General features: G+C 43.5%; 21 protein-coding genes. 16 read left to right on the top strand and 5 right to left on the bottom strand.

Going from position 1 to position 23,077, the window contains the following annotated elements; all coding sequences use genetic code 11:
- Positions 1-126: 126 nt before the first annotated feature.
- Positions 127-783 (bottom strand): crotonase/enoyl-CoA hydratase family protein, encoded by a 657-nt coding sequence (locus FLAVO9R_RS14255; protein WP_159532333.1) that lies wholly within the window; start codon positions 781-783, stop codon positions 127-129.
- 384 nt (positions 784-1,167) lie between these two features.
- Between FLAVO9R_RS14255 and FLAVO9R_RS14250 the strand changes: the two genes are divergently transcribed.
- Positions 1,168-1,764, top strand: a complete 597-nt coding sequence (locus FLAVO9R_RS14250) for an ECF-type sigma factor (protein ID WP_159532331.1) — start codon at positions 1,168-1,170, stop codon at positions 1,762-1,764.
- A gap of 45 nt (positions 1,765-1,809) precedes the next feature.
- Positions 1,810-5,139 (top strand): serine/threonine-protein kinase, encoded by a 3,330-nt coding sequence (locus tag FLAVO9R_RS14245; RefSeq protein WP_159532329.1) that lies wholly within the window; start codon positions 1,810-1,812, stop codon positions 5,137-5,139.
- Between the two features lie 45 nt (positions 5,140-5,184).
- On the opposite strand, the gene FLAVO9R_RS14240 is transcribed toward FLAVO9R_RS14245, so the two are convergent.
- Positions 5,185-5,583 (bottom strand): helix-turn-helix transcriptional regulator, encoded by a 399-nt coding sequence (locus FLAVO9R_RS14240; protein ID WP_159532327.1) that lies wholly within the window; start codon positions 5,581-5,583, stop codon positions 5,185-5,187.
- Between the two features lie 275 nt (positions 5,584-5,858).
- On the opposite strand from FLAVO9R_RS14240, the gene FLAVO9R_RS14235 reads away from it, so the two are divergent.
- From FLAVO9R_RS14235 to FLAVO9R_RS14225, 3 genes are all read left to right on the top strand, one after another.
- On the top strand, positions 5,859-9,161 hold the full coding sequence (locus tag FLAVO9R_RS14235; RefSeq protein ID WP_159532325.1) for a PKD domain-containing protein: 3,303 nt from the start codon (positions 5,859-5,861) through the stop codon (positions 9,159-9,161).
- 176 nt (positions 9,162-9,337) lie between these two features.
- Positions 9,338-9,631, top strand: coding sequence for a hypothetical protein (locus tag FLAVO9R_RS14230; protein ID WP_159532323.1), 294 nt, complete (start codon positions 9,338-9,340; stop codon positions 9,629-9,631).
- Between the two features lie 8 nt (positions 9,632-9,639).
- Entirely contained in the window at positions 9,640-9,939 is a 300-nt protein-coding gene (locus FLAVO9R_RS14225; RefSeq protein WP_159532320.1) for a hypothetical protein, read from the top strand.
- A 68-nt stretch (positions 9,940-10,007) separates the two neighbouring features.
- Here the strand turns inward: FLAVO9R_RS14225 and FLAVO9R_RS14220 are convergent, their stop codons facing one another.
- A complete protein-coding gene (locus FLAVO9R_RS14220; protein ID WP_159532318.1) occupies positions 10,008-11,669 on the bottom strand; it encodes an NAD(P)/FAD-dependent oxidoreductase in 1,662 nt (553 codons plus the stop codon).
- 215 nt (positions 11,670-11,884) lie between these two features.
- On the opposite strand from FLAVO9R_RS14220, the gene fdxA reads away from it, so the two are divergent.
- The 7 genes from fdxA (at position 11,885) to FLAVO9R_RS14185 (ending at position 17,844) form a co-directional block, all read left to right on the top strand.
- Positions 11,885-12,211, top strand: a complete 327-nt coding sequence (gene fdxA, locus FLAVO9R_RS14215; RefSeq protein ID WP_013783175.1) for a ferredoxin FdxA — start codon at positions 11,885-11,887, stop codon at positions 12,209-12,211.
- A gap of 66 nt (positions 12,212-12,277) precedes the next feature.
- Positions 12,278-13,081, top strand: a complete 804-nt coding sequence (locus FLAVO9R_RS14210; protein WP_159534641.1) for a TrmH family RNA methyltransferase — start codon at positions 12,278-12,280, stop codon at positions 13,079-13,081.
- Between the two features lie 174 nt (positions 13,082-13,255).
- The gene (gene ylqF / locus FLAVO9R_RS14205; protein ID WP_159532316.1) at positions 13,256-14,260 is read left to right on the top strand and encodes a ribosome biogenesis GTPase YlqF; all 1,005 of its coding nucleotides are present in this window, start codon (positions 13,256-13,258) and stop codon (positions 14,258-14,260) included.
- Between the two features lie 107 nt (positions 14,261-14,367).
- Complete coding sequence (locus tag FLAVO9R_RS14200) at positions 14,368-15,600, top strand: hypothetical protein (protein ID WP_159532314.1); 1,233 nt, start codon at positions 14,368-14,370, stop codon at positions 15,598-15,600.
- Positions 15,600-16,403, top strand: coding sequence for a transglutaminase-like domain-containing protein (locus FLAVO9R_RS14195; protein WP_159532312.1), 804 nt, complete (start codon positions 15,600-15,602; stop codon positions 16,401-16,403). Before FLAVO9R_RS14200 ends, FLAVO9R_RS14195 begins: the two co-directional genes overlap by 1 nt.
- A gap of 183 nt (positions 16,404-16,586) precedes the next feature.
- Positions 16,587-17,123 (top strand): DUF2780 domain-containing protein, encoded by a 537-nt coding sequence (locus FLAVO9R_RS14190; RefSeq protein ID WP_232370657.1) that lies wholly within the window; start codon positions 16,587-16,589, stop codon positions 17,121-17,123.
- A gap of 232 nt (positions 17,124-17,355) precedes the next feature.
- Positions 17,356-17,844, top strand: a complete 489-nt coding sequence (locus tag FLAVO9R_RS14185; protein ID WP_159532310.1) for a WbuC family cupin fold metalloprotein — start codon at positions 17,356-17,358, stop codon at positions 17,842-17,844.
- 149 nt (positions 17,845-17,993) lie between these two features.
- Here FLAVO9R_RS14185 and FLAVO9R_RS14180 read toward each other — a convergent pair whose 3' ends face one another.
- A complete protein-coding gene (locus FLAVO9R_RS14180; RefSeq protein ID WP_232370656.1) occupies positions 17,994-18,449 on the bottom strand; it encodes a hypothetical protein in 456 nt (151 codons plus the stop codon).
- A gap of 138 nt (positions 18,450-18,587) precedes the next feature.
- Positions 18,588-19,541 carry a LysR family transcriptional regulator gene (locus FLAVO9R_RS14175; RefSeq protein ID WP_232370655.1) on the bottom strand — a complete coding sequence of 318 codons (954 nt, stop codon included), beginning with the start codon at positions 19,539-19,541 and terminating at the stop codon, positions 18,588-18,590.
- A gap of 44 nt (positions 19,542-19,585) precedes the next feature.
- On the opposite strand from FLAVO9R_RS14175, the gene FLAVO9R_RS14170 reads away from it, so the two are divergent.
- The 4 genes from FLAVO9R_RS14170 (at position 19,586) to FLAVO9R_RS14155 (ending at position 23,073) form a co-directional block, all read left to right on the top strand.
- Positions 19,586-20,440, top strand: a complete 855-nt coding sequence (locus FLAVO9R_RS14170; RefSeq protein WP_159532308.1) for an SDR family oxidoreductase — start codon at positions 19,586-19,588, stop codon at positions 20,438-20,440.
- 417 nt (positions 20,441-20,857) lie between these two features.
- A complete protein-coding gene (locus FLAVO9R_RS14165) occupies positions 20,858-21,094 on the top strand; it encodes an XRE family transcriptional regulator (RefSeq protein ID WP_159532306.1) in 237 nt (78 codons plus the stop codon).
- 58 nt (positions 21,095-21,152) lie between these two features.
- Positions 21,153-21,782 (top strand): uracil phosphoribosyltransferase, encoded by a 630-nt coding sequence (upp, locus tag FLAVO9R_RS14160; RefSeq protein WP_159532304.1) that lies wholly within the window; start codon positions 21,153-21,155, stop codon positions 21,780-21,782.
- A 259-nt stretch (positions 21,783-22,041) separates the two neighbouring features.
- Positions 22,042-23,073 (top strand): LacI family DNA-binding transcriptional regulator, encoded by a 1,032-nt coding sequence (locus FLAVO9R_RS14155; RefSeq protein ID WP_159532302.1) that lies wholly within the window; start codon positions 22,042-22,044, stop codon positions 23,071-23,073.
- Positions 23,074-23,077 lie beyond the last annotated feature (4 nt).

Here is a 23,077-nt window from a genome sequence, read left to right as displayed (position 1 = left end):
CCTCAAGGGTGCCATATACTATTCACTACTTTAACCTAAATGGATTTTTAGGTGTATTCTAAGCACTTCTCTACGTATCAGTTACGATGAATGCCTAAGTTTTGATACCTAAGTTGCAAGGCGAGACTAACCACGCATTTTAGATAGGGTTTCTTTGCGAAGTTGTAGCTTAGATTCAGCAAACGCTTTGGCAGGCAACATTTTGAGTTTTTCAGCATAGCCCATAGCGGTAGCGAGTACTTGCTCTTGCGGAACTGCAGCATCTAAATAGCCCACTTTTACCGCATCCTTCCCTTGGTATACCCGTGAAAAGAGTAACGCTTCTGTTAATGAAGTAGGGGCTAAACGTGATTTAGCCAACTCCATCCCAAACGCAGGTAATACCATGCCAATAGCGGTCTCAGTTAAGCCATATTTGGTGTCGCCGTCTTTGCCAATACGTAGGTCAGCGGCCATCAAGAATATTGCGCCTAATGCGATACTATGGCCTTCAGCAGCAACAATAAGGGGTTTGGGATAGCCGTACAGCCTTACAATTAAATCTGCGCCTGCCTGAACCAGTTTTATCTGTTCGGTCTTATCTTCGGCTTTCATCACTGAAAGGTCGAAGCCGCCGCAAAACTTATCGGCACCGCCATACATCACCACGGCATCAGCGTTTTGCTCAGCTTCATCTAACGCGGCATTCAATGCGTCAATAAGAGAAAAGCCTACTGCGTTTACTTTTCCGTCATCAAAGGTAATCAGAGCTACCTTGTTTTCAATTTTTAATTCGAAAGCCATTATTGCCTCTTTGTTCTAAATACTATTTTGTGGAGTTTGTTTACAGTGGCGCTAAGAAGCAAGTTTTTTTACGTAATGCGAGGGAGTAGTCATTGCTTATAAACGCAAAAACAGCAGTATTCTGCCGCCCGCCATATCGGCGATAAGCTTAGCCTAAATACTCTTGAAAGCTTACTAACCAGGCATTTATGAGGGGGAACTCTATGCCCCAAGCCGTAAGGGATGAATGTAAGTGATTGTTAGTAATAATAAATGATTATACTGCAGGTGGGTTTAGCCTTTTTGAATTATTAATTAAGGTAAAGTGCATTTAAGCGTTGACTAATCGCCATATTATTTCTATGTTGGTTATTAAAGTGATTAGCCGATGCGCTAGGCAGCAGTATGGAAGATGTTCATTTGAGGGATACAAGCGGCGAATTTACCGAAGTGCTAAACGCTTGGGTAATCAATAACGATTTAAAAAGTGCTAATCAGCTTCGTAGTATTGTTTACTATCATTTAAAAGGCATGGTGAAAAAGCAGATCAGCAAAAAAGCGGAGTCTGACAATGCGCTAAGCCTGCTCGACAAGCTCCCCAATACCACCTCACTACTTCACGATGTCATTATCAAACTAACCGCGCCTGATGAAATCTTTGAAAACAGACAGCAGTTTTACGCTTCCTTAGCCGTCTTTGTTCGCTGGATGTTGCAAGATGAAATTAAAAAGCGTTCTGCGAAAAAGCGTAATAGCGATTTAGAGGACGCGGTACAGATAACCGATGCTTCTATCGACGCAGGTTTATACCTTAGCTTCGACAATGCCTTATCGTCACTCGAAAATGTATCTAAGCGTTGTTATCAAATTGCACTTCTTCACTATTATCTTGGGCAAAATGTGGGAGAAATAACCTCTCAACTCAATTTAAGCGAGTCTACGGTTTACAACGAATTGTCGGCGGCAAAAGCTTACCTTAGGGTTCAGTGCGAAGCCGCCTAGTTCATCCCTCCATATTGTTGTTCAGATAAATCAAAAGAGCTATTCATGAAGTTTGAAAATGCCTTACTCTTTTTTCAGTACCTTATTGGGTTGGACGAAGCTAACATGCGAGAAAATTTGTCGCAGTTATGTTCAAAAGAAGATCCGCTATTTGGTGAAACCTTGGCATTAATCAATGCCCATTATGCGAATAAAAAACAAAGCGGTTTCACTCAGTTAGTGGGGGCTCAAGCCGATTTGCTGTGTGACGACAATCACGCGAAATCCCTAGAAGGTAAACAAGTTGGGCCTTATCTGCTGAAGCAAAAGCTTGGCGAAGGCGGGATGGGCGCGGTGTATTTAGGTCAGCGAAATGATGGGTTAATAGAACAAAAAGTCGCGGTTAAGTTTGTTTTCGCATCAATTGCAGATTTAGCGGGTGATAACTTTATACAAAAAGAAGCGCAGCATTTAGCCAATTTAAACCACCCTAACATCGCGAAAATTTATACCGTCGATGTCACTGAAGAAGACGTACCTTATTTAGTGATGGAATACATTGATGGTGCGCCATTGTCTGAAGCGACGTTAGCAAATAAACAGAATTTATCGCACATTACTAACGCCTACCTTTCAGTATTAATGAAGCTTTGTAGTGCGCTGTTTGAAGCACATCAATGCGGCATTATTCACGCTGATATTAAACCGTCGAATATAATCGTAGATGAACATAACCAACCAAAGTTACTCGACTTTGGTATTTCACACTCGTTAAGCCATCCAGATAACCAACAGTTAACCGCCGTCAGCAACGATTTTGCCAGTCCGCAACAACAAAGTGGCAATCAGGCAAAAGTAACCGATGACATATATGCGCTAGGTAAAGTAATGGCGTTTATGTTTCAGCACCATATGCTCAATGCTGAATTTGAGGCAGTAATTGAAAAAGCCACATCTGCCGACCCAAAGGATCGCTTTCAAAGTGCGGAGCAATTTAACGATGCACTTGAATGTTTATTCGCTAATAGGCCACTTAAGTGGTTCAAAAGTAGCAAGTCATATTATTACAAAAAATGGTTTCAACGTTCGCCCACTACTGCAATATCGGCCGTCATTATCCCTTGTGTGCTAGCGATAGGGGCTGCTGCGCTATTCATGCAAAATAAGTCGCTAATTCAAGAATCGAGGAAAACACAGCAGACGCTTTCCTTTTACGACGAGTTATTTTTAGCGCACTCACCACAATCAGAAGGCGGCGGTGCATTGAGTGCCGCTGACTTTATTAATCATGGTGTTGATATCGCATTTTCGACCTCATTGAGTGATAGTGAAACCCGCGCATCAATTGTTGCCACCTTATCTCAAACGCTATTGAACTTAGGATATATAGAGAAAGCAAAGTACGTTATTGAGCGATTGGATACGGATGGTGCCAGCGGTGCATTGATGCAGGCAAAAATAGCCTATTACCGTGGTGATTTAAGCAGCGCCACCCACTGGCTTACGAAATATTATAACGATTTACCAAGTACGTTTGAAAGCGAATTCCTTAACGCTAGGGTCGACTACGCTGGCACACAAAGGCCGCAAGTGCTAGATACTCTGGCGCGTCTTCTGAATAATTTCGACAAACAAATGTTGCCGGAAGACAAGTTTAGATTGCAAAAATTTCAGTGGGAAGTTTTGCTTAAGCATGCGCCTGCCAAGTTACTTGATAGGGTTGAGCAGCCCTTACCAGCAGATATGCCGGCTCACCAAAAAGCATGGTTTGAAGGTATGAAATCATTAGTGCTAGCCAAAGCCGGTGATAGGAATGGCGCCGCATCACGAATGAAATCATCATTGGCGTTGGGTGAGCAAGCCTATAATGCAACCAATCCAGAGCTCGCGCAATTATATGGATATTTATTAGAAACCGCGTCGCTAATAGACGACCCTCTTTTGGTAGAGTTTCTATTGAGTAAGCAGCAAAGTATTTACCTTGCACTTGCTCCCTTATTTGAGGAGCAATTAATAAAAGTTTATGAGCAGCAACACAACTATTATGCCTACGGCAAAATGTATGCTCAAAGTGTGTCTTTTATTGAATCTGCGGTTGCGTTGTGCGCGCAAGGCCCCCGTTGTTCTCGGTTAAAGGTGAAACAAGCGATAGCCCTGTATCTTGTTAATGATTTCACAAGCGCGCTATCGGTTATCAAGTCAGCAGAAATAAAAACATTGAGAAATAATGACGGCGTATCCGACGAGAATTCAACAGCCTCTCTTTCATTTTTCTCGTCGTTAGTGGCAGTGAATAGTGAGATAGGTTTGGGATTATCAGTGAAGCAAGCCGATATTTATGCATTGGCGGCAAAAGATACCTTGGGCGAGTATACCGCTTATATTATTCATACTGCTCTACGCGCCGGCTTTACTGATTTAGCGATTGAATATGGGCTCACTCATACTCAGAACGATGATATTGAAAGACATTTAGCACTGGCCTCGGCGTATGCGGTTAAAGGAGAAGCCCTAAAAGCGGAGGAAATGTTAGCAACGTCGACTTCGCTTCCCATACGCAAAGAGTATGGCGAAACGCTTGCCAGTATATTGTCTCCAGAGGTGTTAATAACACCTGATTTTAAGACGCTTCATATGATGATGTTAGAGGGGCAAAATCGCGTGGTGAGTAATCGAAGAGTTACTGGGGTAACCGCGCCAACCCACGGGGATAACCTTAAAATGGGTACACCTTTTACCTTCAAGTGGAATAAAGATGCCCTTAAAGGCGAAAGCATTTCTTTGTATATCAATCATAAGTTAAATTTTGAAGCCAAAGCATTTGATTCATTTGAAAATATACAAGGGTTGCGCTGGCAGATGTTTGCTAAGCAGGTGCCTAATACGGGTGAAGTAGAAATCGATCCCTTCTTTCTTATGGCAAATGGTGGTCAGGGCTTTAAGGTAATGATGGTGTCAGATGAAGGCTACTGGTCACTAAGCGACGGTTCATTTGGTGTACAAAATGGCACGGCGATAGACAACGGCATTACCCATACTATCAATCCCCGTTTATTAGTTGATGCTGTGAGTAAACCTGAAGCTTCTGAGGTTTATAATGTGGGTGAGCGCAATACCATAGAGTGGGACAATGCTGCGTTAAAAGGCGATGCCGTGGCGATATATGTACTTCACGACAACCCTATTAATATTGGTAGCGGGCGTAACGCGCAGATGACTACTGTGCTGAAACGGCGTTGGTATTTAGTGGCGAGTAGGGCACCGAACATAGGTAACTACGGGCTCGATCCTGCGCAATTTAATGGTCAAGGGAATGCCTACAAAATACTTATTATAAGTGATTCAGGTTATTGGGCTGTGTCCGATGAACGGTTTACGGTGGTTAATCCTCATTAAGAACAGGCTTACTTTTTGACCGTGTGAAGGCGCAGCGACAACCTGCTAACGGTATGCCCCTAAAGCTTTCGTATTATCGTTTTGGGTATAAATTAGGGGGCTCACGCCTTCATATTTTTTGAACAAGGCTGAGAAGGTTTTGTGTTCATAGAAACCCAGCTTATCGGCTATCGAGGAGGGTCTTTCACCCACTAAAAGCAACTTTCTTGCTTCTGCAATACGCAATCTATCTATGCAAGCCTTAGGCGATTTTCCGTAGTGTTTCTGGCATAAACGCCTAAGGGTCGACACGTCCATATTCAGGGCATTGGCCATATCACTTACCCGTATATCACATATGTCGTGGCTTGACGCCCTTCTATCCATTTCACAGCTAAGCTGCTGTTCAAATTTCAGCATGAACCGTATTTTTCGTTCTGACTCATTGGCCCCACTCGCCTTCATTGCCCTTCACCTTGTCGAAATTGGCTGTGGCGGTATTGTGTTTCTTTCCCACTTATCGAGGTAGAAAGAAAATGCGCAGGCATTTTCCAAAAAAATTAAAATTTTTCTCGCTTTAACTATTCACATTATGTTTTGGGTTCTGCGCGGCTTCGCTTTATGAATTTTGAGCTGTTTAGCGGTCAAGTTGCGCGATTTAAGGAAGGAAAGGAGCGGGGGATTAGGTTTATGCTTTTTTAGTTTAATGTTTAACCAATAAAAGTATAAGGAAGTGTTTTATGTTTATCAGAGCAAATTATAAGAAAAGCATTATTGCTGCATCACTGGTATTAGCCTTGTCGGGTTGTAATGACGATGACAAAGAAGATGTTGTTGTTAACGAAGAAGAGGCGGTCAATGAAGAAGTGGTTAATAGTCTTCCCGTCGCCCAAGCTGGCGAGGATGCCACCGTTGACGAAAATACCCAGGTTACACTTGTCGGCAGTGGTGTAGATGAAGACGGCAGTATTGCATCCTACAGCTGGGTGCAAACCGAAGGCGTAGAGGTCACATTAACGAATGCAGACCAAGCTTCGGCTGAATTTACCGCTCCAGATGTTAAACCTTCCGAAACACTCACGTTCGAACTTAACGTTACTGATGATGCTGGGGCAACTGCCACAGATAGTGTGTCTGTTAAAGTCACTCATATCAACGCATCGCCGACAATTACAATATCAGCCCAGGAAGTGGAAGAAAAAGAGGCGCATTCTATTGCTGCGGTAGTTGAAGACGACGGTGAAATTGCCAACTATTTGTGGGGGCAAACGGGCGGTACAGAAGTTGAGCTAAGTGGCACAACAACCGCAACGCTCTCTTTTACTGCGCCTTCTGTAGATAGCGATGAAACGTTATCGTTTGCCCTTACCGTAGAAGATGATGAAGGTGAGACGACTACCGAAACGGTTAGCGTTAATGTACTTCAGAAAAGTGAATCGTTAACCCTAGTAGGGCTAGTGACTGATTCGCCTATTATTGATGCAAACCTTGTGATTAATGTAGGCGATGAGCAACAAGAAGTGACGGCCGGTAGCGATGGAAGTTATTCCGTTACATTGAGTGTGGATGATGATGTAACGGATAAAATGGTGTCTGTTATAGCCAGTGGCGTAGGGTCGCAAACGCAAGCGAAACTTATGTCAGTGCTAGGTTCGTTTGAAGCGCTCAATGAAGCCTCTAACGGTGACGGCGAGGTAACCAAAGATGATTTTTTCGGCGTGAATGTGACCAACGTTACCACTGCAAACGCCGGTTTAATGCAGCGAGAAAACCTGGGCGATCCCATCGTTGATGACGCAACGTTAACGGCATTGAATCTTCGGGTTTCACAGCAAGAGAAGTTCGCGTTGGCAACCGCGATAAAAGTGGCGATAGACAAAGCGGGCGACGATGCTAGTTTAGCGTTGCCTGACGGTATAGCTGACACGTTAGCACTGGTCCAAAACCCAGAAGCTTCCGCTGCCTATATCGAGACTGTTGAAAATACCGAAGCGTATGAGTCAGCCTACGAAGAAATTATTGCAGACCCAGAGTTGGTAGAGAGTGATTTAGACGCATCGGTTACTACCTATTTCCTGCTTGATTACTATAACCCACTCATTTCAGATCCAGGTAAAAAGCTCACCTTAACCAGTGACACGACAGCAACTTACAGTACTTATTTAGGCACGTTTGAAGCTGAGAAATTTAGTGATGATAATGAAATAACATTGGAGTTTGAATATGGAGAGTATCATTTTAATCAAAATGAATATCTAAACGTTGATGGGATTACTCAGCAGGTTGAAGTTGAATATGCTTACCATGAAATGACATTTTTGCCGCTAAATGAGCAAGATGGGGTAGTGACATTTGAAATGAAGCTGCTTTACTCAAAGTATTACCTCAATGGTGAATTGGAAGATATTCACAATATTCTTGACGCTCCTACGCAAGTTACTGCGATTGCGTTAAATAATGCTATTGAAATTGCCATTGATAGTGCCGATAACAAAGCGCTATCACTGCCTATCACCTCTTCGCTATTTGATACTGATGACAGTAATTTATTTACCTACAATTGGGCCTCAGACACGTTCGAATTCAACCAAGACGGAACGGGTAGTACACGTGTTGTAGATAATGATTTTACATGGATGAAGCAACCTTACGCGTTGAACCCTGACATTAACGAACTCGTCATTACATTTGATGATGGAACCACACTGTCTTATGTACAGCTATCCGACTCAAGCGACAATAACCTTTATGCAGTTAGCGGGATCTCCTCAGATGGGCAGAATGAGTCATTTAAGGTCGACGCAGGCGGTGCGGTAACCGCTGAAGATAAGTTCGACGTGGCGTCAGTGCCAGGTATATACACTTACGCCTTTGATGGCGATAGTCTTAATGAATTTTGGTGGGAGCTTTGGCCAAACGGAAAGGCGTATACTATTGAAGTTGCTGATAATAACGGCGACGGTAACATTACCACGGAAGAAATTTTGGTAATGTTTGGGAATTGGTCAGTGGAAGCGAATGGAGAATTACAAATAAATCGGTACCGTTCAACTGATTATAGTTGGCCCGGTTGTTTTAATGAATCAGCCGATTGCTATTTATATAACAGTCGTACATGGTCGATATTTGCTCAAGTTGGCGATGCTTACCATATCACTAATCTGCACGAGTTCGACTTCAATCAGCAAGATGGAAGAGGCGGCTTCGATGGCATAGTCGACTACTTTGTTCAGGATAATCGCCGCGTGTCGAAACAGGCGAATCGTCCTGTAACCGCAACGCTGCCTGAGCACCCACATTTACCCGCGCTGCCGCCTCAAGCGTTTGTCAATTTAGTGACGCCCTCAGATTACTTAGGTACAACGTTATATGGTGTCGAACAAAACGGCTTGTACACAGTAGACGATGCATCAATAGCATTGAGCTTAGAAGCAGATGATACTTATATTCGTACCTTCGAAGGATTGCCGCAAGGCAGTGAAAGTGGGAGCTACCTAGTTGCCGCAGACAACAGTATTCTATTACAAGCAAGTGATGTTGCGGCGCCGAACGGGCTTCAAGCAATTCTGTTGTCTTCTGATGGCATCACGATAGGCGCTCATTTAGGCGCGCCAGTTCCGTTTTTCGAAACCCAGCAAGCGGCTGATGATTATGAGACTGTATTAAGAGAAGGCACATCTGTTGCTTCGTTTGATTCGTTGAAAGATAAGAGCTTAATATTGGTAGACACGTCGCAAAGCGGTGAATGGAACGCCACTTATCTACAATTTGACGGCAGTAATGTGGTTATCTACACCGATAGCACTTACTCAGAAGTAAACAATAGTTTCGGTTATGCATTAAACGATGATGGGAGCATAGATATTGACGGTAGATTGTATCTTTCTTTGAGTACTACTGAATTCTCGGTCTTCGTTTCTGACGAAGGAGAGGGCGATTATATCGACTTTAATTACCTCTTTGATGATACGACCGTAGCAGCTCAGTTCGTTGAAAATGCCAACAATTTGCGAGCGACCGCAGAACAGTTGGGTGACAATTGATTGCTTAATCAAAGCAGATAATTGAAAGGGCCTAATGGCCCTTTTTGGTATTAATGGTTAAAACTGCTCGATAACTAAGCCGAAGATCAGTATTTTACTTTCTCTCCTGTTAGTAAGCTTTCCTTGCTAGACAACACTAGCGAATTAATTGAATACTTAAAAAGGAAAGCAAAGATATGAAACAACTTACTGAATTAGAGTTAAATCAAGTGGCTGGTGGCTATGAATGGGAGCAAATCGGCGTTGGAATTGCTATGGTAGGGCTTGGAATTGCAATAGTATCTACCGCTGGATTAGCAACCGTTCCTATTGCCTTAGCGGGTGCAGCAACGATTGGTGAAATTGGATTAGGAGCAGCAGGTATAGGCTTAGCTGGTATGGGGGGGCTTGCCATTGGAGGAGGCGCCAGCGGTAGCTCGAGCAGCTCAAGCAGTACTAAAATGCTAGAATCTGAAACCGAAGACGAATAGAGCCAACTATGTATAAAGTCATTGTAAGTGGGAACAATATTGATACGGTATCTGCACTCAAAGTGCTGCGCACACTGGTTGATTTACCGCTATCGAAAGTGATTCAAATGGCTAAAGCCATTAGTTCATTAGAGCGTTTTACCTTGGTAAGTGGTGTAGATGAAGTATATGCCCAGCAGTTAGCGCTTGAACTTAACAATGTTCAGGTGGATGCCAAAATCGAGCCTTGCGATACTGGCGAGCGGGTAGTAAGAATTCCGCTGGCTCAGTATCGAAAGAAATGGCGTTTATTTGGCTTGCTTAAATGACTCCCTAACGGTCAGCAATAAAAACTGACCGTATTTGGCTCCCTATTAACAACGCTGGGGACTGGGTGCTAGTTAGTAGAATCGGAGGGCACCAATGCCAGTGCTACCGCTTCTGCCACGCGAATTCCATCAATACCTGCAGACCAAATACCACCAGCATAGCCGGCTCCTTCACCAGCAGGGTATAAGCCTTCAATATTGATGCTTTCGTATTGTTTATCACGTTTAATACATACAGGTGATGAAGTACGTGTTTCAACGCCTGTGAGCATACCGTCAGCTTTAGCAAAGCCTTTGATTTGACGATTGAATGCGGGAATGGCTTCGCGGATAGATTCGATAACAAAGTCGGGAACAACCTTACTTAAATCAGTCAGGGTAATACCTGGGGTATAAGAGGGCTTAACGTCGCCTAATTCTTTACTTGGCTTGCCTTCTAGAAAGTCGCCAATAAGCTGAGCCGGAGCATGATAATTCTCACCGCCCACTTTAAATGCCAACTCTTCCAATTTGCGCTGAAGATCTATGCCTGCCAAGGGGTGTTCTGGATAATCTTTTTCAGGCGTAATACCTACCACAATAGCGCTGTTGGCATTTCGTTCATGACGAGAGTATTGGCTCATACCATTGGTGACTACACGGCCAGGCTCTGATGCAGCTGCCACAACAGTACCTCCAGGGCACATACAAAAGCTGTATACGGTACGGCCATTTCTACAGTGGTGAACGAGCTTGTAATCGGCTGCGCCCAAAATAGGATTGCCAGCGTTCTCACCAAATCGACAGCTGTCGATCATGCTTTGCTCGTGTTCAATTCTAAAGCCAATGGAAAAAGGCTTGGCCTCTATGTATACACCTTGGTCATAAAGCGACTGAAAAGTGTCTCGAGCGCTATGGCCTATTGCCATAATGACTTTGGTGCAGGGTAGGTAGCTGCCATCGGATAAGAATAGCCCTTTAATTTTATGGCTTTTTGATTCTGTGCTTGCTGCATCGGCCGGTTTTGAATTCGCGCTGTCTAAATCTAAGCTTTCAACACGTGTGCTGAAACGAATTTCACCACCTAGTGAAATGATTTGCTCACGCATTTTCTCTACCATGCTCACCAGTTTGAATGTACCGATATGAGGCTTACTCACATACATTATTTCTTCAGGTGCGCCAGCAGCAACAAATTCGTTCAATACCTTACGGCCATAGTGCTTGCGATCTTTCACCTGACTATATAGCTTGCCGTCAGAAAATGTACCCGCACCGCCTTCACCAAATTGTACATTCGACTCTGGGTTCAATGGTTGTTTACGCCAAAAACCAAAGGTGTCTTTGGTGCGCTCACGAACGGCTTTGCCTCGCTCAAGCACAATAGGTTTGAAACCCATTTGGGCTAAAATAAGCGCAGCGAATAATCCACAAGGCCCAAGGCCAACTACCACTGGGCGGTCGGTTACTTCTTCAAGAGCGGTAGCCACAAACTTGTAGCACATATCAGGGGTTACCCGCACGCTCGAATCTTTGGCAAATTTTTCGAGCAGCGACGCTTCGTTTTCTACCTTTACATCAAGGGTGTAAATAAGTTGGATGTCTCTATTATTGCGCGCATCGTAACCGCGTTTAAATACCGTGGTTTCAAGAAGCATCGATTTTGTGATTTGAAGCTTATGCAAAATTGCGTTTTCTATCGCAACTTCATCGTGATCTAGCGGTAATTTAATATCGGTTAAACGCAACATAATAATAGGTACTCTTGGCTTTGCCGGACGGCCTCTCCGTCAGGGCGCGCGTATGGTAAATCAGCAACAAGACTAATACTAGCCGCAATAACGGGTAAGCAGTGGGTTAATTAGCTTATTTACCCTAGAATAATAGAGTAAAAAGAAATTTGAGTTTTACACAGGCTAATTTAAACTTGGCACCCTGAAATAATAACCCAAGCATGTAGGTGCAAATGACCTTTGTAGTGACAGACAATTGCATAAACTGTAAATACACCGACTGTGTAGCAGTATGCCCAGTGGATGCATTCTTTGAAGGACCTAATTTTTTAGCCATAGATCCTGCTATATGTATCGATTGTGCGCTTTGTGTGCCTGAATGTCCTGCCGACGCCATTGTTCAAGATACGCACCTCACTGATGCGCAAAAGCCTTATTTGGCCATTAACGAAGAGCTTGCAGCGAAGTGGCCTAATATTATTGAGCTAAAAGCACCGCCTGAAGACGCCGATGTATGGAATGGTGTACCAGATAAACTCGCCTTGCTTGAGCACGAATAGCGTCCACGATAAATAAACAATAATTCACCTGTGCGCTTCGCCTCCTAAAACGGAAAAAATAATATGATGAAACTTGATGATGTTAAAAAGCTACATCAGAAAAAATACCGTGGGCAATTTGGCTTTTATTTGGTGGAAGGCGAACACCTAGTTTTAGAATTAGTAAAAGCTGTGAGGGCCAATGCATACAGTAGTGCTCCATCAGCTGAATCTATCACGCTTTATATTACCGATGACTTTGAGCAAAAGGCGAGGGCGCTTGACTCAGGGTTTACCCTAGTAAACGTCACCCAAAAGCAAATGTCACAGCTAAGTGATACTAAAACACCGCAAGGTATTATTGCCTGTGTGCCATTACCTAGTTCTACCGCTGGCGCGACCAATACTCTAGAGCAAGTGTCGGATAAACATTCGAATCAAGCGCTTGGACATAAAGATAAGCAGCGCTATGTGTATCTGCACGAAGTGCAAGATCCGGGAAATTTGGGCACCATATTAAGAACACTAGCCTGGTTTGATAATTTCTCCTTGCTACTAAGCCCCAATAGTGTGGACCCCTTTAATTCTAAAGTGGTGCGTTCAAGTATGGGGGCAATCTTTCACGTACCTATTGAATTAGACGTGAGCCTAGATGCATTGCAAACTCGCTTTAGCCGGTTCGCCTATTTAGATATGGCAGGCGAAGCCGCTACCGCCCCGTCGTTTTCAGATTTCGACTGCTACTTATTTGGTAATGAAGCCCGCGGCGTTCCTAAAACGGCACTTTCTGCGTTTAATGCGAAGGCATACACCATAGCCGGTAGCGGTAAAATAGATTCGCTTAACTTGGCCAGTGCCGTGAATATGTGTGTTTATGAGTTGTCCCGTTAGCCTGTTGCTAATGCTATTCAGATGCACACATTAGCGCTGCTATTTGCAGTTTATATATTATTGAAATATTAATGCGGTTAAGCGCTATGCGCTTGCTTCTCATTAGCTTGATAACACACCAGGCATTGGCAAAGTGCTAATAGCGTGGTATCACACCCGAAAAGGATAATAACAGTGGCCTTACAATGGTTTCCTGGGCACATGCACAAAGCCCTTAAAGAGATTAAGGAATCGCTTAGTCAGGTAGATGTGCTGATTGAGGTGCTTGATGCACGCATACCGTTTTCAAGCGAAAACCCAGAGATTGCAAAATTACGAGGCGATAAGCCGTGCATCAAAATTTTGAACAAGTACGACTTGGCTGACCCTGAAATAACAGCGCAGTGGCAAGCGCATTTAGAGTCTGAGCGCGGGGTTAAAACCCTTACTACCTCTAGCGACAACCCCGCTAGCAGTAAACAAGTCATGGGGCTGATTAAAACTATTTGTGCACACAAAGACGTGCAGCACAAAGTGATAAAAGCCATGATCACGGGCATTCCAAATGTAGGGAAGTCTACCCTCATCAATATTTTGGCCGACCGTATTATTGCTAAAACCGGTAACGAGCCAGCGGTAACAAAAAGTCAGCAACGTATTAATTTAGGTGATGGTATTGTGCTTTTCGACACGCCTGGGGTGTTATGGCCAAAACTGGAAAATCCTAATTCCATATATCGTTTAGCCTCTTCAGGTGCAGTGAAGAACACGGCCATGGAATATGATGACGTAGGGTTTTACGCTGCCGATTATCTTATTAAAGCTTACCCAGATGTGTTAAAAGCGAATTATAAACTTGAAGACATTCCCGATACTGAAATTGAGTTTTTAGAAGCCGCGGCGAAAAAACGCGGCGCCATTATGACCGGCGGCCGTGTTAATCTTCATAAGATATGTGAAGTGTTATTGAACGAACTACAATCGGGTAAATTAGGCAGAATAACCCTAGAAACCCCAGAGATGATTGAAGTCGAAAAACGTGAAATAGCTGAAGCGGCAGCAAAGAAAGCCGCTGATAACGCCAAGCGAAAGCAACGGTTTAAAGATGGTTCGCTCACGCCCGATAAGCACGATAGAAAAGAAAAGCGAAATGAAAAACGTGAAGCGCAAAGTAAAAGAATGAAGAAAAACGCGAAGTAGAACGCACAAAAGAATATAGAAATATTCGCATAAAAAACGTATTGTCGATGGTATGAGCAGCCAGTGCGCTTTTTTAATCAGTGACAAATATCAAGGAACGACTATTTATGAAGTTAGGCAGTATTGTTACCTCTTTATCTTTCTCAAGTTTACTAGCGTTTAACGTAAGTGCTGTTGAATTAGTTAACATTAACGATTTCCCAGACTGGTTCAAAGAGGCAATGGCCAGAGATATCAAGGTGACTAACACTTCACCTATTGAAATAGCTGATTTTCAGGTAAATAGTTCGGTGTTGGGGCAAGCGACTGCACAAGACGCTTCTGACGGTACTTGGTACTACACCATCGATATAGGTACTGATTCACCAGTAGAGTGCTACGCATTTAATGAATTCGATGGCCCGGCTAACTCACTATATTCAATTGCAGAATATAGCTTGTCGGGTGTGGAAGCTTTAAATGAAAAAAAACTATCTGGTCAATTTAACTATGCCATAGATGTGGGTGCGGTAGACGCAACGCCTTACCTCTCACTCGATACGTTGTATACGGTGGGTGAGGGCGATGAAAAGGTTTCTGGCCTTTTAAAAGGCTTATCTGCTGAAACTGATAATAGTTTGCAAGTCTGCATCCATAATGAAATGGGTTATCAAAGCGCCTTTGTCGCCGTTTTTAAGTCGTTCGTACGCGCATTTACTGCCGCTCAACCTTCCCCAGAGTTTTACCGTTCTACCTATCAGGTTCTTATTAACGATATCCCTATGGGTTTCACTCGTGAAAAATATATAGAAGATAGCGATGGTGATATTGAAATTGTGGTAGGGACAGCATTTATGATCCCCGTAGATGAAACCTCTATTGCTCGTTCAGATTCTGTCGCTTTTTCGTGGAGTAACCCAGACGGTTCTTTGATTAACGCAAGCGAATACACCATTGAAAACAGCACGATGACATCAAGCTTTGATATTAGTTACGTTGAAGACGCTTGGCAGGTTAAAGGGGAGTTGCAAGGTAAAGCTTTAGAAATAGAACTGGCTCATAAAGACTGGTTACTATCCAGCTACGGCAGCTATTTAGAATCGGTCAATCTGCTTAACTCAGACAATAACTCAGGTAGTTTTTATATGTGGACGGCAGATGCCGACCCAACGGCAGCCATCGAGGTTGTGATAAGCGAAGTTGCAGACAATCCTAGTGGCAACCTTAAAATAGATATGGGGCCATTGATAATGACCATGCAGTCTGACAAAAAGGGCGTCATTAGCAAGGGGATTATGCAACAAGGCGGACTTAAGATGGACTTGGTATTAATGCATTCCCACGGAGCCCCCACACTGTAATGCGGTCTTCAACTCGGTTATCTATTGGGTTTAGCCTACTATTTGGTTTTGCGTTTACTTATACAGCAAGTGCGCAGTCTGTGCCGTCTATGGCTGAAATAGGTATCGAGCTTGCTGAAGGTCAGGTTTTACCACTTTCAAAACAGATTAATTTTGAGTTGGTATCATCAAACTCAAATAAGCTGGCTATCAACTTAGCAAGTTGGGACGGTGTGACTGCTGAGCAGGTGAGTGATAATCGCTTATCGATTACCTTATCTTCAATGCCTCGTTTTATGAAACCAGTTCAAGATAAACACAGCGCAGATAGCTTTGTTGTGGATTTAAGTGAGCCCAGTACAAAAGCATTTGTTGCTAGCTATCAACAAGCTTACGCAGATGCCCCCTTTGAGCTAGAACATCTTACCGCCTTTGTTGATAGCTATATTGTTGATCCAAATTATATTCACGGTTTTAATATTGCGTCGGTTGTTGCCAGCCAGCGCAGTGGTGATTGTACCGAATATGCGGTGCTTACGGCAGCGTTAGCCCGCGCGTTAGGCATGTCAGCCAAGGTTATAATTGGTACGGTGATAGTAGAGCAAAACGATAGCGTAAATGCGTTTGGGCATGCATGGACTGAAGTTTGGCATGACGGGCAATGGCACATTGTAGATTCAGCCTTATACCGCTTAGAAGCGACACAGCATTTTTACTTACCAGCCTCAGAACTTGATAATGAAGGGCCCGGCTACGGGATGGGCCTTGTTAGGGCTTTTGTACTTATGCCCGAGCAACTTCTTTCACTTCGTAGTAAGCCCTAAGTCCTAAGCACATAAGCACCTTCCTAAAATAACGACTCAGCCCTGTACGAATAAGTGCCAGGGCGTAGTTTTATCCTTTTGCCTAATTGTGATAATTACAAATACTTATAGAATTATGTTTCTTGAAATCACTAAGGATGGATTGTCGGCAGTGCTATGCGCACCTTGCTAACAATAAAAATAATGATGAAAAAAATTTACGCTCTTGTTTTAGTATCAGGTCTGACCGTTGCCCCACAAAGCCATGCTGAAGGATGGTTGGATTCCTTAAAAGGCTTGTTTGGTATGACCGAAGAAGTTGAAGCAGTACCGAATATTTCTGATATGACGCGCTCAGTTAGTGACGCGGTAGGCATTACTGAATCTCAAGCGACAGGCGGATTAGCATCTATCTTTAACTACGCAAAAGACAATATTTCAACCAGCCAGTTCAGTGAACTAAGCAACGCGCTGCCAGGGCTTGAGTCTCTACTAGGTTCAGTACCCGATATCAGTAACGTAACGTCTGAAGGTGGGTTAAGCAGCATTCTCGATAAAGCTGCAAGTTATAGCGATAGCTTTAAGTCAGTGAATGAATTAAACAAGCAATTTGAAGCGCTAGGCCTAGAACCGGAGCAGATTATGCAAATTGTGAATAGTGCCAAAGCTTACCTTGATACCGAACAAGGGCAAGAGATTAAAGCTCTTTTGGTTGAAGGTTTAGGCAAGTTTAGTGGCTAAGCTAAAAGGCTAACTCAAAACGCTAAGCCGAGGGCTCAGACTGTTATTGAATGAAAAAGGCGAGCGATATGCTCGTCTTTTTGCTTTTTCAACACCGTCAATGCTAACGTACAGGTTACGCCAAAATACAAGTCCCCTCGCAACACAGGCTTGCGCGTTAAGTTAAATGTTCAGCACTTTAGGGTAGTCAAATACAGGCAAACCCTTAATAAAGCAAAACAAGGAGAGTGTCATGCTTACCGATATTCAGCTTTTTAATCACGCGCAGCGCAATGCACTTAAAGAAAGTGCCAAAGCAAGTCCAAGACGAAGAGCCAATCACAACGTCCATAAAAGCTATGAAGATTTAGTCCAGCGCCTATTTATTGCAATGGAGCCCGACTCTTATGTTCGTCCGCATCGCCATACCCAACAGCATAAATGGGAATTTTTTATGGCGGTAGAAGGGAGTATCGATTTACTGTTCTTTGACGACAATGCTGTGTTAACTAAGCGTATAACCTTAAGTGCCGGTGGTGATTGTGTAGGGGTAGAGATTCCACCTAACGTATGGCATGCCACGGTTTGTTTTGAACCTGTGGTATTTATGGAAGTAAAGCAAGGCCCGTATGAAGTCATGGACGACAAAGGTTTTGCAAGTTGGGCGCCTGAAGAAGGCGACGTAGCAGTTGCGCCTTTTTTAGAGAAATTAAAAGAGGCTGAATTAGGTACGCAGTTTTAATGTTTTTTTGTGCTTGGCACGAACACTTGCAACTTATAAGAAAAGCGTAAAATTCTATCCAAAATGCGTTAGCACTTTTCCTATCTATCAAGCATAAAAAGTGATCGCCCACACTGCTATACAAAACAATATGGGCGATGATTTACCAATTAATAAGGATTTGCGAACTTGAGTTTATCTTCCTCTGACGCCGATTCTTGGCATTCGCCGAGTAGGTGATAACGGCCTTCAGTTTCATGGGTATCAATTTCAATATAGCCATTTCGGCAATATTGCGTTTCAAATAACTTTTCACTCAAAGTATCGTAAAAAGCGTCCATACGTTCGGCCTCGCGATCGTTACCGCCCCTTGCTTCTCCACCGCCGTTTTGGCCGCTATTTCTGCCGCCTCTACCGCCACCATCACCACCTCGAGAAGGGCGTTGCCCCCTGCCTTCATCTCGATCTCCTCGGCTAGGCATACCAATACTAAAGGCAAATAATTTAGTGCCATCGGGATTAATTTTGGTTTCGAAGAACACTTCACCTTGATCTTGATGGTCTGGTTTTCCGGCGCAGCCTGCTAACACGGCAGTAGCAACTAAAAAGGGAACAAGTAATTTCATAATTATAATTTTTGAGGTAGCTAAAGGTAACCTTAAGAGTGATTTTAGACGCTAAAGTTGCCAAGTAAAGTGTAAGTTTCTAGTAAAGGGCGCTTGTGAAAATGAGATAAGCAGCCGTTGTTTTGCTTCTCCTTGGCCTTAGCCAAACCGGCATGTTTCCACTAAATAATCAATAAGTGCTCGCGTTCTTGATGGCACATGCATTCGAGACGGATAAACCAATGTGAATAAAAGCGGTGCGCTAGAAACGCGAGGGAAAATACGCACAAGACTGCCTTCTGCCACTTCATTTTTTACCGTTGAAGGAAGCAAAGTACTAATACCTAAACCCGCCTTTACCATCTCCTGAATAAAATGGGGGGAGTTGCTAATTTCGTATTGAGTAGGGGTTACTTCAAATGGTATTTCATCTAACATTAAAGGCTGAGATGCCCCAACATTCAATTGTTGAAGTAGAATCCAGCGGTGGTTCTGTAACTCATTGATGCTTGATGGCTCTGTGTGTTTTTCAATATATTCCTTACTCGCATAAAGTGAAAACCTCTCTTGGTACAAAACCCGCCCTATCAACGCGTCGTCCCGTGGAAGGCCAATGCGAATACCTAGGTCAATATTTTCCGCAATAAGGTCAAGACGTTGATCACTTGTGATGACATTCAAACTAATCTCAGGGTACTTTGCCTTGAAGTTGGGTAGCAGAGGCAAAAGAAACTTATGAGCAATGTCATTTGTAACCGTAATTGAAACTCGACCAGACGGTATAGGTTCCACTAAACTCTGATCGATACTCTGAATAATATCATGCAGTTTTTTCGCTTCTGCGTACACCATTTTTCCTTCATCAGTAATGGTAAGCTGTCTAGTAGAACGCTGGAGTAATCGTACGCCTAACTGAGATTCTAGTCGACTGATTTGCTCACTCACGCGAGAACGGCTGGATTGAACCCGTCTTGCCGCTTCTGCGAAACTTCCGCAATCTACAACCAACGCGTAGGTGGCAAGCAGCCGCAGATGAGAAATGTTTATTGTACTCATATTCGGAACTATCCATTCTAAATTAATGGCCTTATCGATACGTATAGTTTTACGCATAATGTACCTGTATTCAACCACTCCACACATTAAGGATTTACACGATGATTGCTATTACGGGTGCAAACGGTCAGCTAGGCCAGAAAGTTATTGGTTCACTTCTTCACACTATCGCGCCTCAAGACGTCGTTGCTTTGGTGCGAAGCCCTGAAAAGGCTAACGCTTTACGTGAACAGGGTGTTCAAATTCGTCAAGCTGACTACAACCAACCTGAAACACTGACTGCCGCATTGAAAGGTGTGGACAAAGTGTTGCTTATTTCTGGTACCGAGTTCGGCAAGCGCTTCGAACAGCACAAAGCGGTAATTGATGCAGCTGTTTCTGCGGGGGTCTCATTACTGGCATACACAAGCTTGCTGAAAGCCACTACGTCGCCACTTTTAATTGCAGCAGAGCACAAACAAACAGAAGTCTATATCCAAAAATCGGGTATACCCGCTGTGATATTGCGCAATGGTTGGTACAGTGAAAACTACACCGATGCGGTGCAAGGTGCGATTGATATGGGGGCGGTTGCTGGAGCAGCTAAAACAGGCAAGCTACACACCGCTTCACGTCAAGACTATGCCGACGCCGCTGCGTCGGTGCTTGTTGCCAAAAAATCTCAAGCCGGCAAGATTTATGAGCTTGCTGGCGATGAAGGTTTTACGCTGGCTGAGTATGCTGATGCTATCGGAAACCTATCTGGCAAGGCAATAGGCTATGTTGAAATGGAACAAAATGAATATCAATCTGCGCTGCTTGATGCTGGGCTGCCGGAAGGGTTGGCTGCGATGTTGGCGGACACGGAACATTATGCTGCTGAAGGATGGTTACAAGATAATAGTCATGCACTTTCAACCTTGATTGGTCGCGCAACAACACCTATTACTGATACTCTTAAAGCTAAGTTAGCCTAGTGTCTGTCATCAATTATTGAAAAGGAGCCAAGTGGCTCTTTTTCATTTTTGAGGTCGCGGAAAATAATCGGGGGAGATAGTGTTTACGTTGTATGGCACCAGTTGATGAGCGCTACGTTCATGTGCCTATATTTCAAAATATTCCAAAATGGAAAGTCGTTGTTATTGCCAATAATAATGGTATGGTTAAGGATAAGTGAGCAGCGCAAGTGCGCATTTCAACCACCGAAGAGAATTCATCATGCAAAACGTTACTTTTAATTACTTTTACAATTATATCCAATAATAGCGCCTGACGCTGAGTGTTCAGGGGCAAGTATTCGCTTCTGGGCATAAAAGTAAGAACGTTTTGCAAAAGCCCAGAAAGGTTAAACTATCTGGGTTTTTTTATGCCCAAAATATATCGGCGACAAAACAATGAGAGAAATAACGTTAGGTGATATTAGAAAGCAACACAGGGTTAAACAAGAAGTCGTAGCGATGGCGCTTTGCGTGACTGCTTCGGGGGTAAGTAAGCTAGAGTCGAAACGTATACAGGATGTTCCTCTTCATAGAGCGTCGGCTTACCTAGCCGCGGTAGGGGGAAGCATCAAAATTGAAATGACATTACCTGACGGTAGCACCGTGAAAGTAGGAGAAAATACGTTAGGTTAATTTTGCCTAAATGGAATGAGCGGTTAAACTGAGTAAAACAGATACTTAAGGAAGTAAAATGGCCGTTCATGAAATAACTCACCCTTTAATTGCACACAAATTAGGGTTAATGCGTTATGCCAAAATTAGCAGTAAAGACTTTCGAGAGTTGGCATCAGAAGTAGGCAACTTGCTGACATACGAAGCTACACGAACGCTACCCACAGAGCGTGCGGTTATAAAAAGCTGGTCAGGCGATGATGTTGAAGTTAAGCAAATAAAAGGCAAAAAAATTACGGTAGTACCTATCCTTCGTGCTGGATTAGGTATGTTGGAAGGAGTGTTAGAACTTATTCCTAATGCCAAAATCAGTGTAGTTGGTCTATACCGCGATGAAGAGACACTTCAACCAGTGGCATACTTCGACAAAGTCGTCAAAAATATAGATGAACGTACGGCGTTAATTGTCGACCCCATGCTAGCGACTGGGGGGACGTTAATTGCCACTATTGACCTGCTGAAGAAAAAGGGCTGTAAAAAAATTATGGGGCTTTTTTTAGTGGCTGCGCCAGAAGGGATTAAAGCTGTGGTTGATGCCCACCCTGATATAGAAATTTTCACTGCTGCTATTGACGAACGACTAGATGAAAAGGGCTACATACTGCCTGGTTTGGGTGATGCAGGCGATAAAATATTCGGAACACGATAAAAAACGATTAAGTTAACTTAGCCTAACCAGCCCTCTATCCACTTTAGCTTAAAAATCTTTCAGTCATAGGTATTCGATAAGAGGTGTGAATTAATCGTTTAAGTGGTGATATAGTTTAGGTTATCTTTACTGTTAATAGCGGGTAGCCTACAAGTATGTATGCATGAAGCGAGTTATAACGCGTTAATGCTTACTGAAAGTCGTCTTTGCGCACGCAGGGAACTGTACAAAACACACGCAAGGAATAGTACAAATAAAAATGACCAAAACAAAACTGACACTGAAAGATGTTGCTTTGCAGTTGGGTGTGTCGACCGCCACTATTTCAAATGCATTTAATAGGCCGGATCAGCTTTCTAAAGCGCGTCGAGAGCATATCCTTGCCGAGTGCGATCGCATTGGCTACGCCGGGCCTAACAAAGCCGCGCAAATATTAAGGAAAGGGCGTTCTAATATTGTTGCTCTAGTACTGGCTGATAGTATTCCCTATACCGTCAGTGACCCAGTGGCCAGCACCTTCATTAAAGGGGTTTCAAGTATATTGCAGCAGCAAGGTAAGCACCTCCTCCTTTATGCGGGCGACTCAGAGAGTATTCTCGATGTGGTGGATTTCGTTGATGGTTTCATTTGTTACGGTGCACCACGAAATTACAAGTTGGCAGAAGAACTAGCCAGACAAAGTAAACCTGCTATTACGGTAGATTTTGATATTGAGGGGCTGCCGTCAGTTAACATCGATAATTACAACGCCGCGTATCAAATCGCTAAAAAAGCGATTTCTCCTGGTGATCATGTCGCCATTTTAGGGCTGCGCTTAATCGAGTCTCCAAGTACCTGCCGCATTTATGACAGCCCGCTTATAGAAGTACAAACCTCCATTTCTCATCGCCGATTAGACGGTTATATGAAAGCAATTGATGAAAGTGGAGCAACAATCACAAACGATTGGATTTGGCATATTCCAGAAAGTGAGAGGAACTTCGCAAAGCAAGCTGCGAAAGAGGTGTTAAACAGTAACCCTCGACCTAATACCGTTTTATGTATGAGTGATATTATAGCCCTAGAACTGCTGCAATCAGCGCTTTCGATGGGCATTAAAGTGCCTGAAGAACTAAAAATTACAGGTTTTGACGGGATTGAAGAAGCAGACAGAACTCGCCCTAATTTAACAACAGTCTGTCAATCAAGTGCGCTTAAGGGCGAAATGGCCGCAAAAGCCTTACTCAGTGAATCACTGAAAAGCACTGTGCTACCTTTTGATTTAAAAATGGGGGAAACCGTTAGCGCTTAGTAGT

Source organism: Alteromonas sp. 38 (assembly GCF_902506055.1).
Classification (GTDB): domain Bacteria; phylum Pseudomonadota; class Gammaproteobacteria; order Enterobacterales; family Alteromonadaceae; genus Alteromonas; species Alteromonas lipotrueae.
This window is presented reverse-complemented; position numbering and strand designations above follow the sequence as displayed.

What these genes read in the sequence shown, in the direction of transcription:
- FLAVO9R_RS14165 (WP_159532306.1), top strand. Translation starts at nt 20,858, where the DNA reads ATGAGAGAAATAACGTTAGGTGATATTAGAAAGCAACACAGGGTTAAA.
- FLAVO9R_RS14240 (WP_159532327.1), bottom strand. Translation starts at nt 5,583, where the DNA reads ATGAAGGCGAGTGGGGCCAATGAGTCAGAACGAAAAATACGGTTCATG.
- FLAVO9R_RS14235 (WP_159532325.1), top strand. Translation starts at nt 5,859, where the DNA reads ATGTTTATCAGAGCAAATTATAAGAAAAGCATTATTGCTGCATCACTG.
- FLAVO9R_RS14220 (WP_159532318.1), bottom strand. Translation starts at nt 11,669, where the DNA reads ATGTTGCGTTTAACCGATATTAAATTACCGCTAGATCACGATGAAGTT.
- FLAVO9R_RS14170 (WP_159532308.1), top strand. Translation starts at nt 19,586, where the DNA reads ATGATTGCTATTACGGGTGCAAACGGTCAGCTAGGCCAGAAAGTTATT.
- FLAVO9R_RS14250 (WP_159532331.1), top strand. Translation starts at nt 1,168, where the DNA reads ATGGAAGATGTTCATTTGAGGGATACAAGCGGCGAATTTACCGAAGTG.
- FLAVO9R_RS14180 (WP_232370656.1), bottom strand. Translation starts at nt 18,449, where the DNA reads ATGAAATTACTTGTTCCCTTTTTAGTTGCTACTGCCGTGTTAGCAGGC.
- FLAVO9R_RS14155 (WP_159532302.1), top strand. Translation starts at nt 22,042, where the DNA reads ATGACCAAAACAAAACTGACACTGAAAGATGTTGCTTTGCAGTTGGGT.
- upp (WP_159532304.1), top strand. Translation starts at nt 21,153, where the DNA reads ATGGCCGTTCATGAAATAACTCACCCTTTAATTGCACACAAATTAGGG.
- FLAVO9R_RS14175 (WP_232370655.1), bottom strand. Translation starts at nt 19,541, where the DNA reads ATGCGTAAAACTATACGTATCGATAAGGCCATTAATTTAGAATGGATA.
- FLAVO9R_RS14245 (WP_159532329.1), top strand. Translation starts at nt 1,810, where the DNA reads ATGAAGTTTGAAAATGCCTTACTCTTTTTTCAGTACCTTATTGGGTTG.
- FLAVO9R_RS14230 (WP_159532323.1), top strand. Translation starts at nt 9,338, where the DNA reads ATGAAACAACTTACTGAATTAGAGTTAAATCAAGTGGCTGGTGGCTAT.
- FLAVO9R_RS14255 (WP_159532333.1), bottom strand. Translation starts at nt 783, where the DNA reads ATGGCTTTCGAATTAAAAATTGAAAACAAGGTAGCTCTGATTACCTTT.
- fdxA (WP_013783175.1), top strand. Translation starts at nt 11,885, where the DNA reads ATGACCTTTGTAGTGACAGACAATTGCATAAACTGTAAATACACCGAC.
- FLAVO9R_RS14185 (WP_159532310.1), top strand. Translation starts at nt 17,356, where the DNA reads ATGCTTACCGATATTCAGCTTTTTAATCACGCGCAGCGCAATGCACTT.
- FLAVO9R_RS14225 (WP_159532320.1), top strand. Translation starts at nt 9,640, where the DNA reads ATGTATAAAGTCATTGTAAGTGGGAACAATATTGATACGGTATCTGCA.
- FLAVO9R_RS14210 (WP_159534641.1), top strand. Translation starts at nt 12,278, where the DNA reads ATGAAACTTGATGATGTTAAAAAGCTACATCAGAAAAAATACCGTGGG.
- FLAVO9R_RS14195 (WP_159532312.1), top strand. Translation starts at nt 15,600, where the DNA reads ATGCGGTCTTCAACTCGGTTATCTATTGGGTTTAGCCTACTATTTGGT.
- FLAVO9R_RS14190 (WP_232370657.1), top strand. Translation starts at nt 16,587, where the DNA reads ATGATGAAAAAAATTTACGCTCTTGTTTTAGTATCAGGTCTGACCGTT.
- FLAVO9R_RS14200 (WP_159532314.1), top strand. Translation starts at nt 14,368, where the DNA reads ATGAAGTTAGGCAGTATTGTTACCTCTTTATCTTTCTCAAGTTTACTA.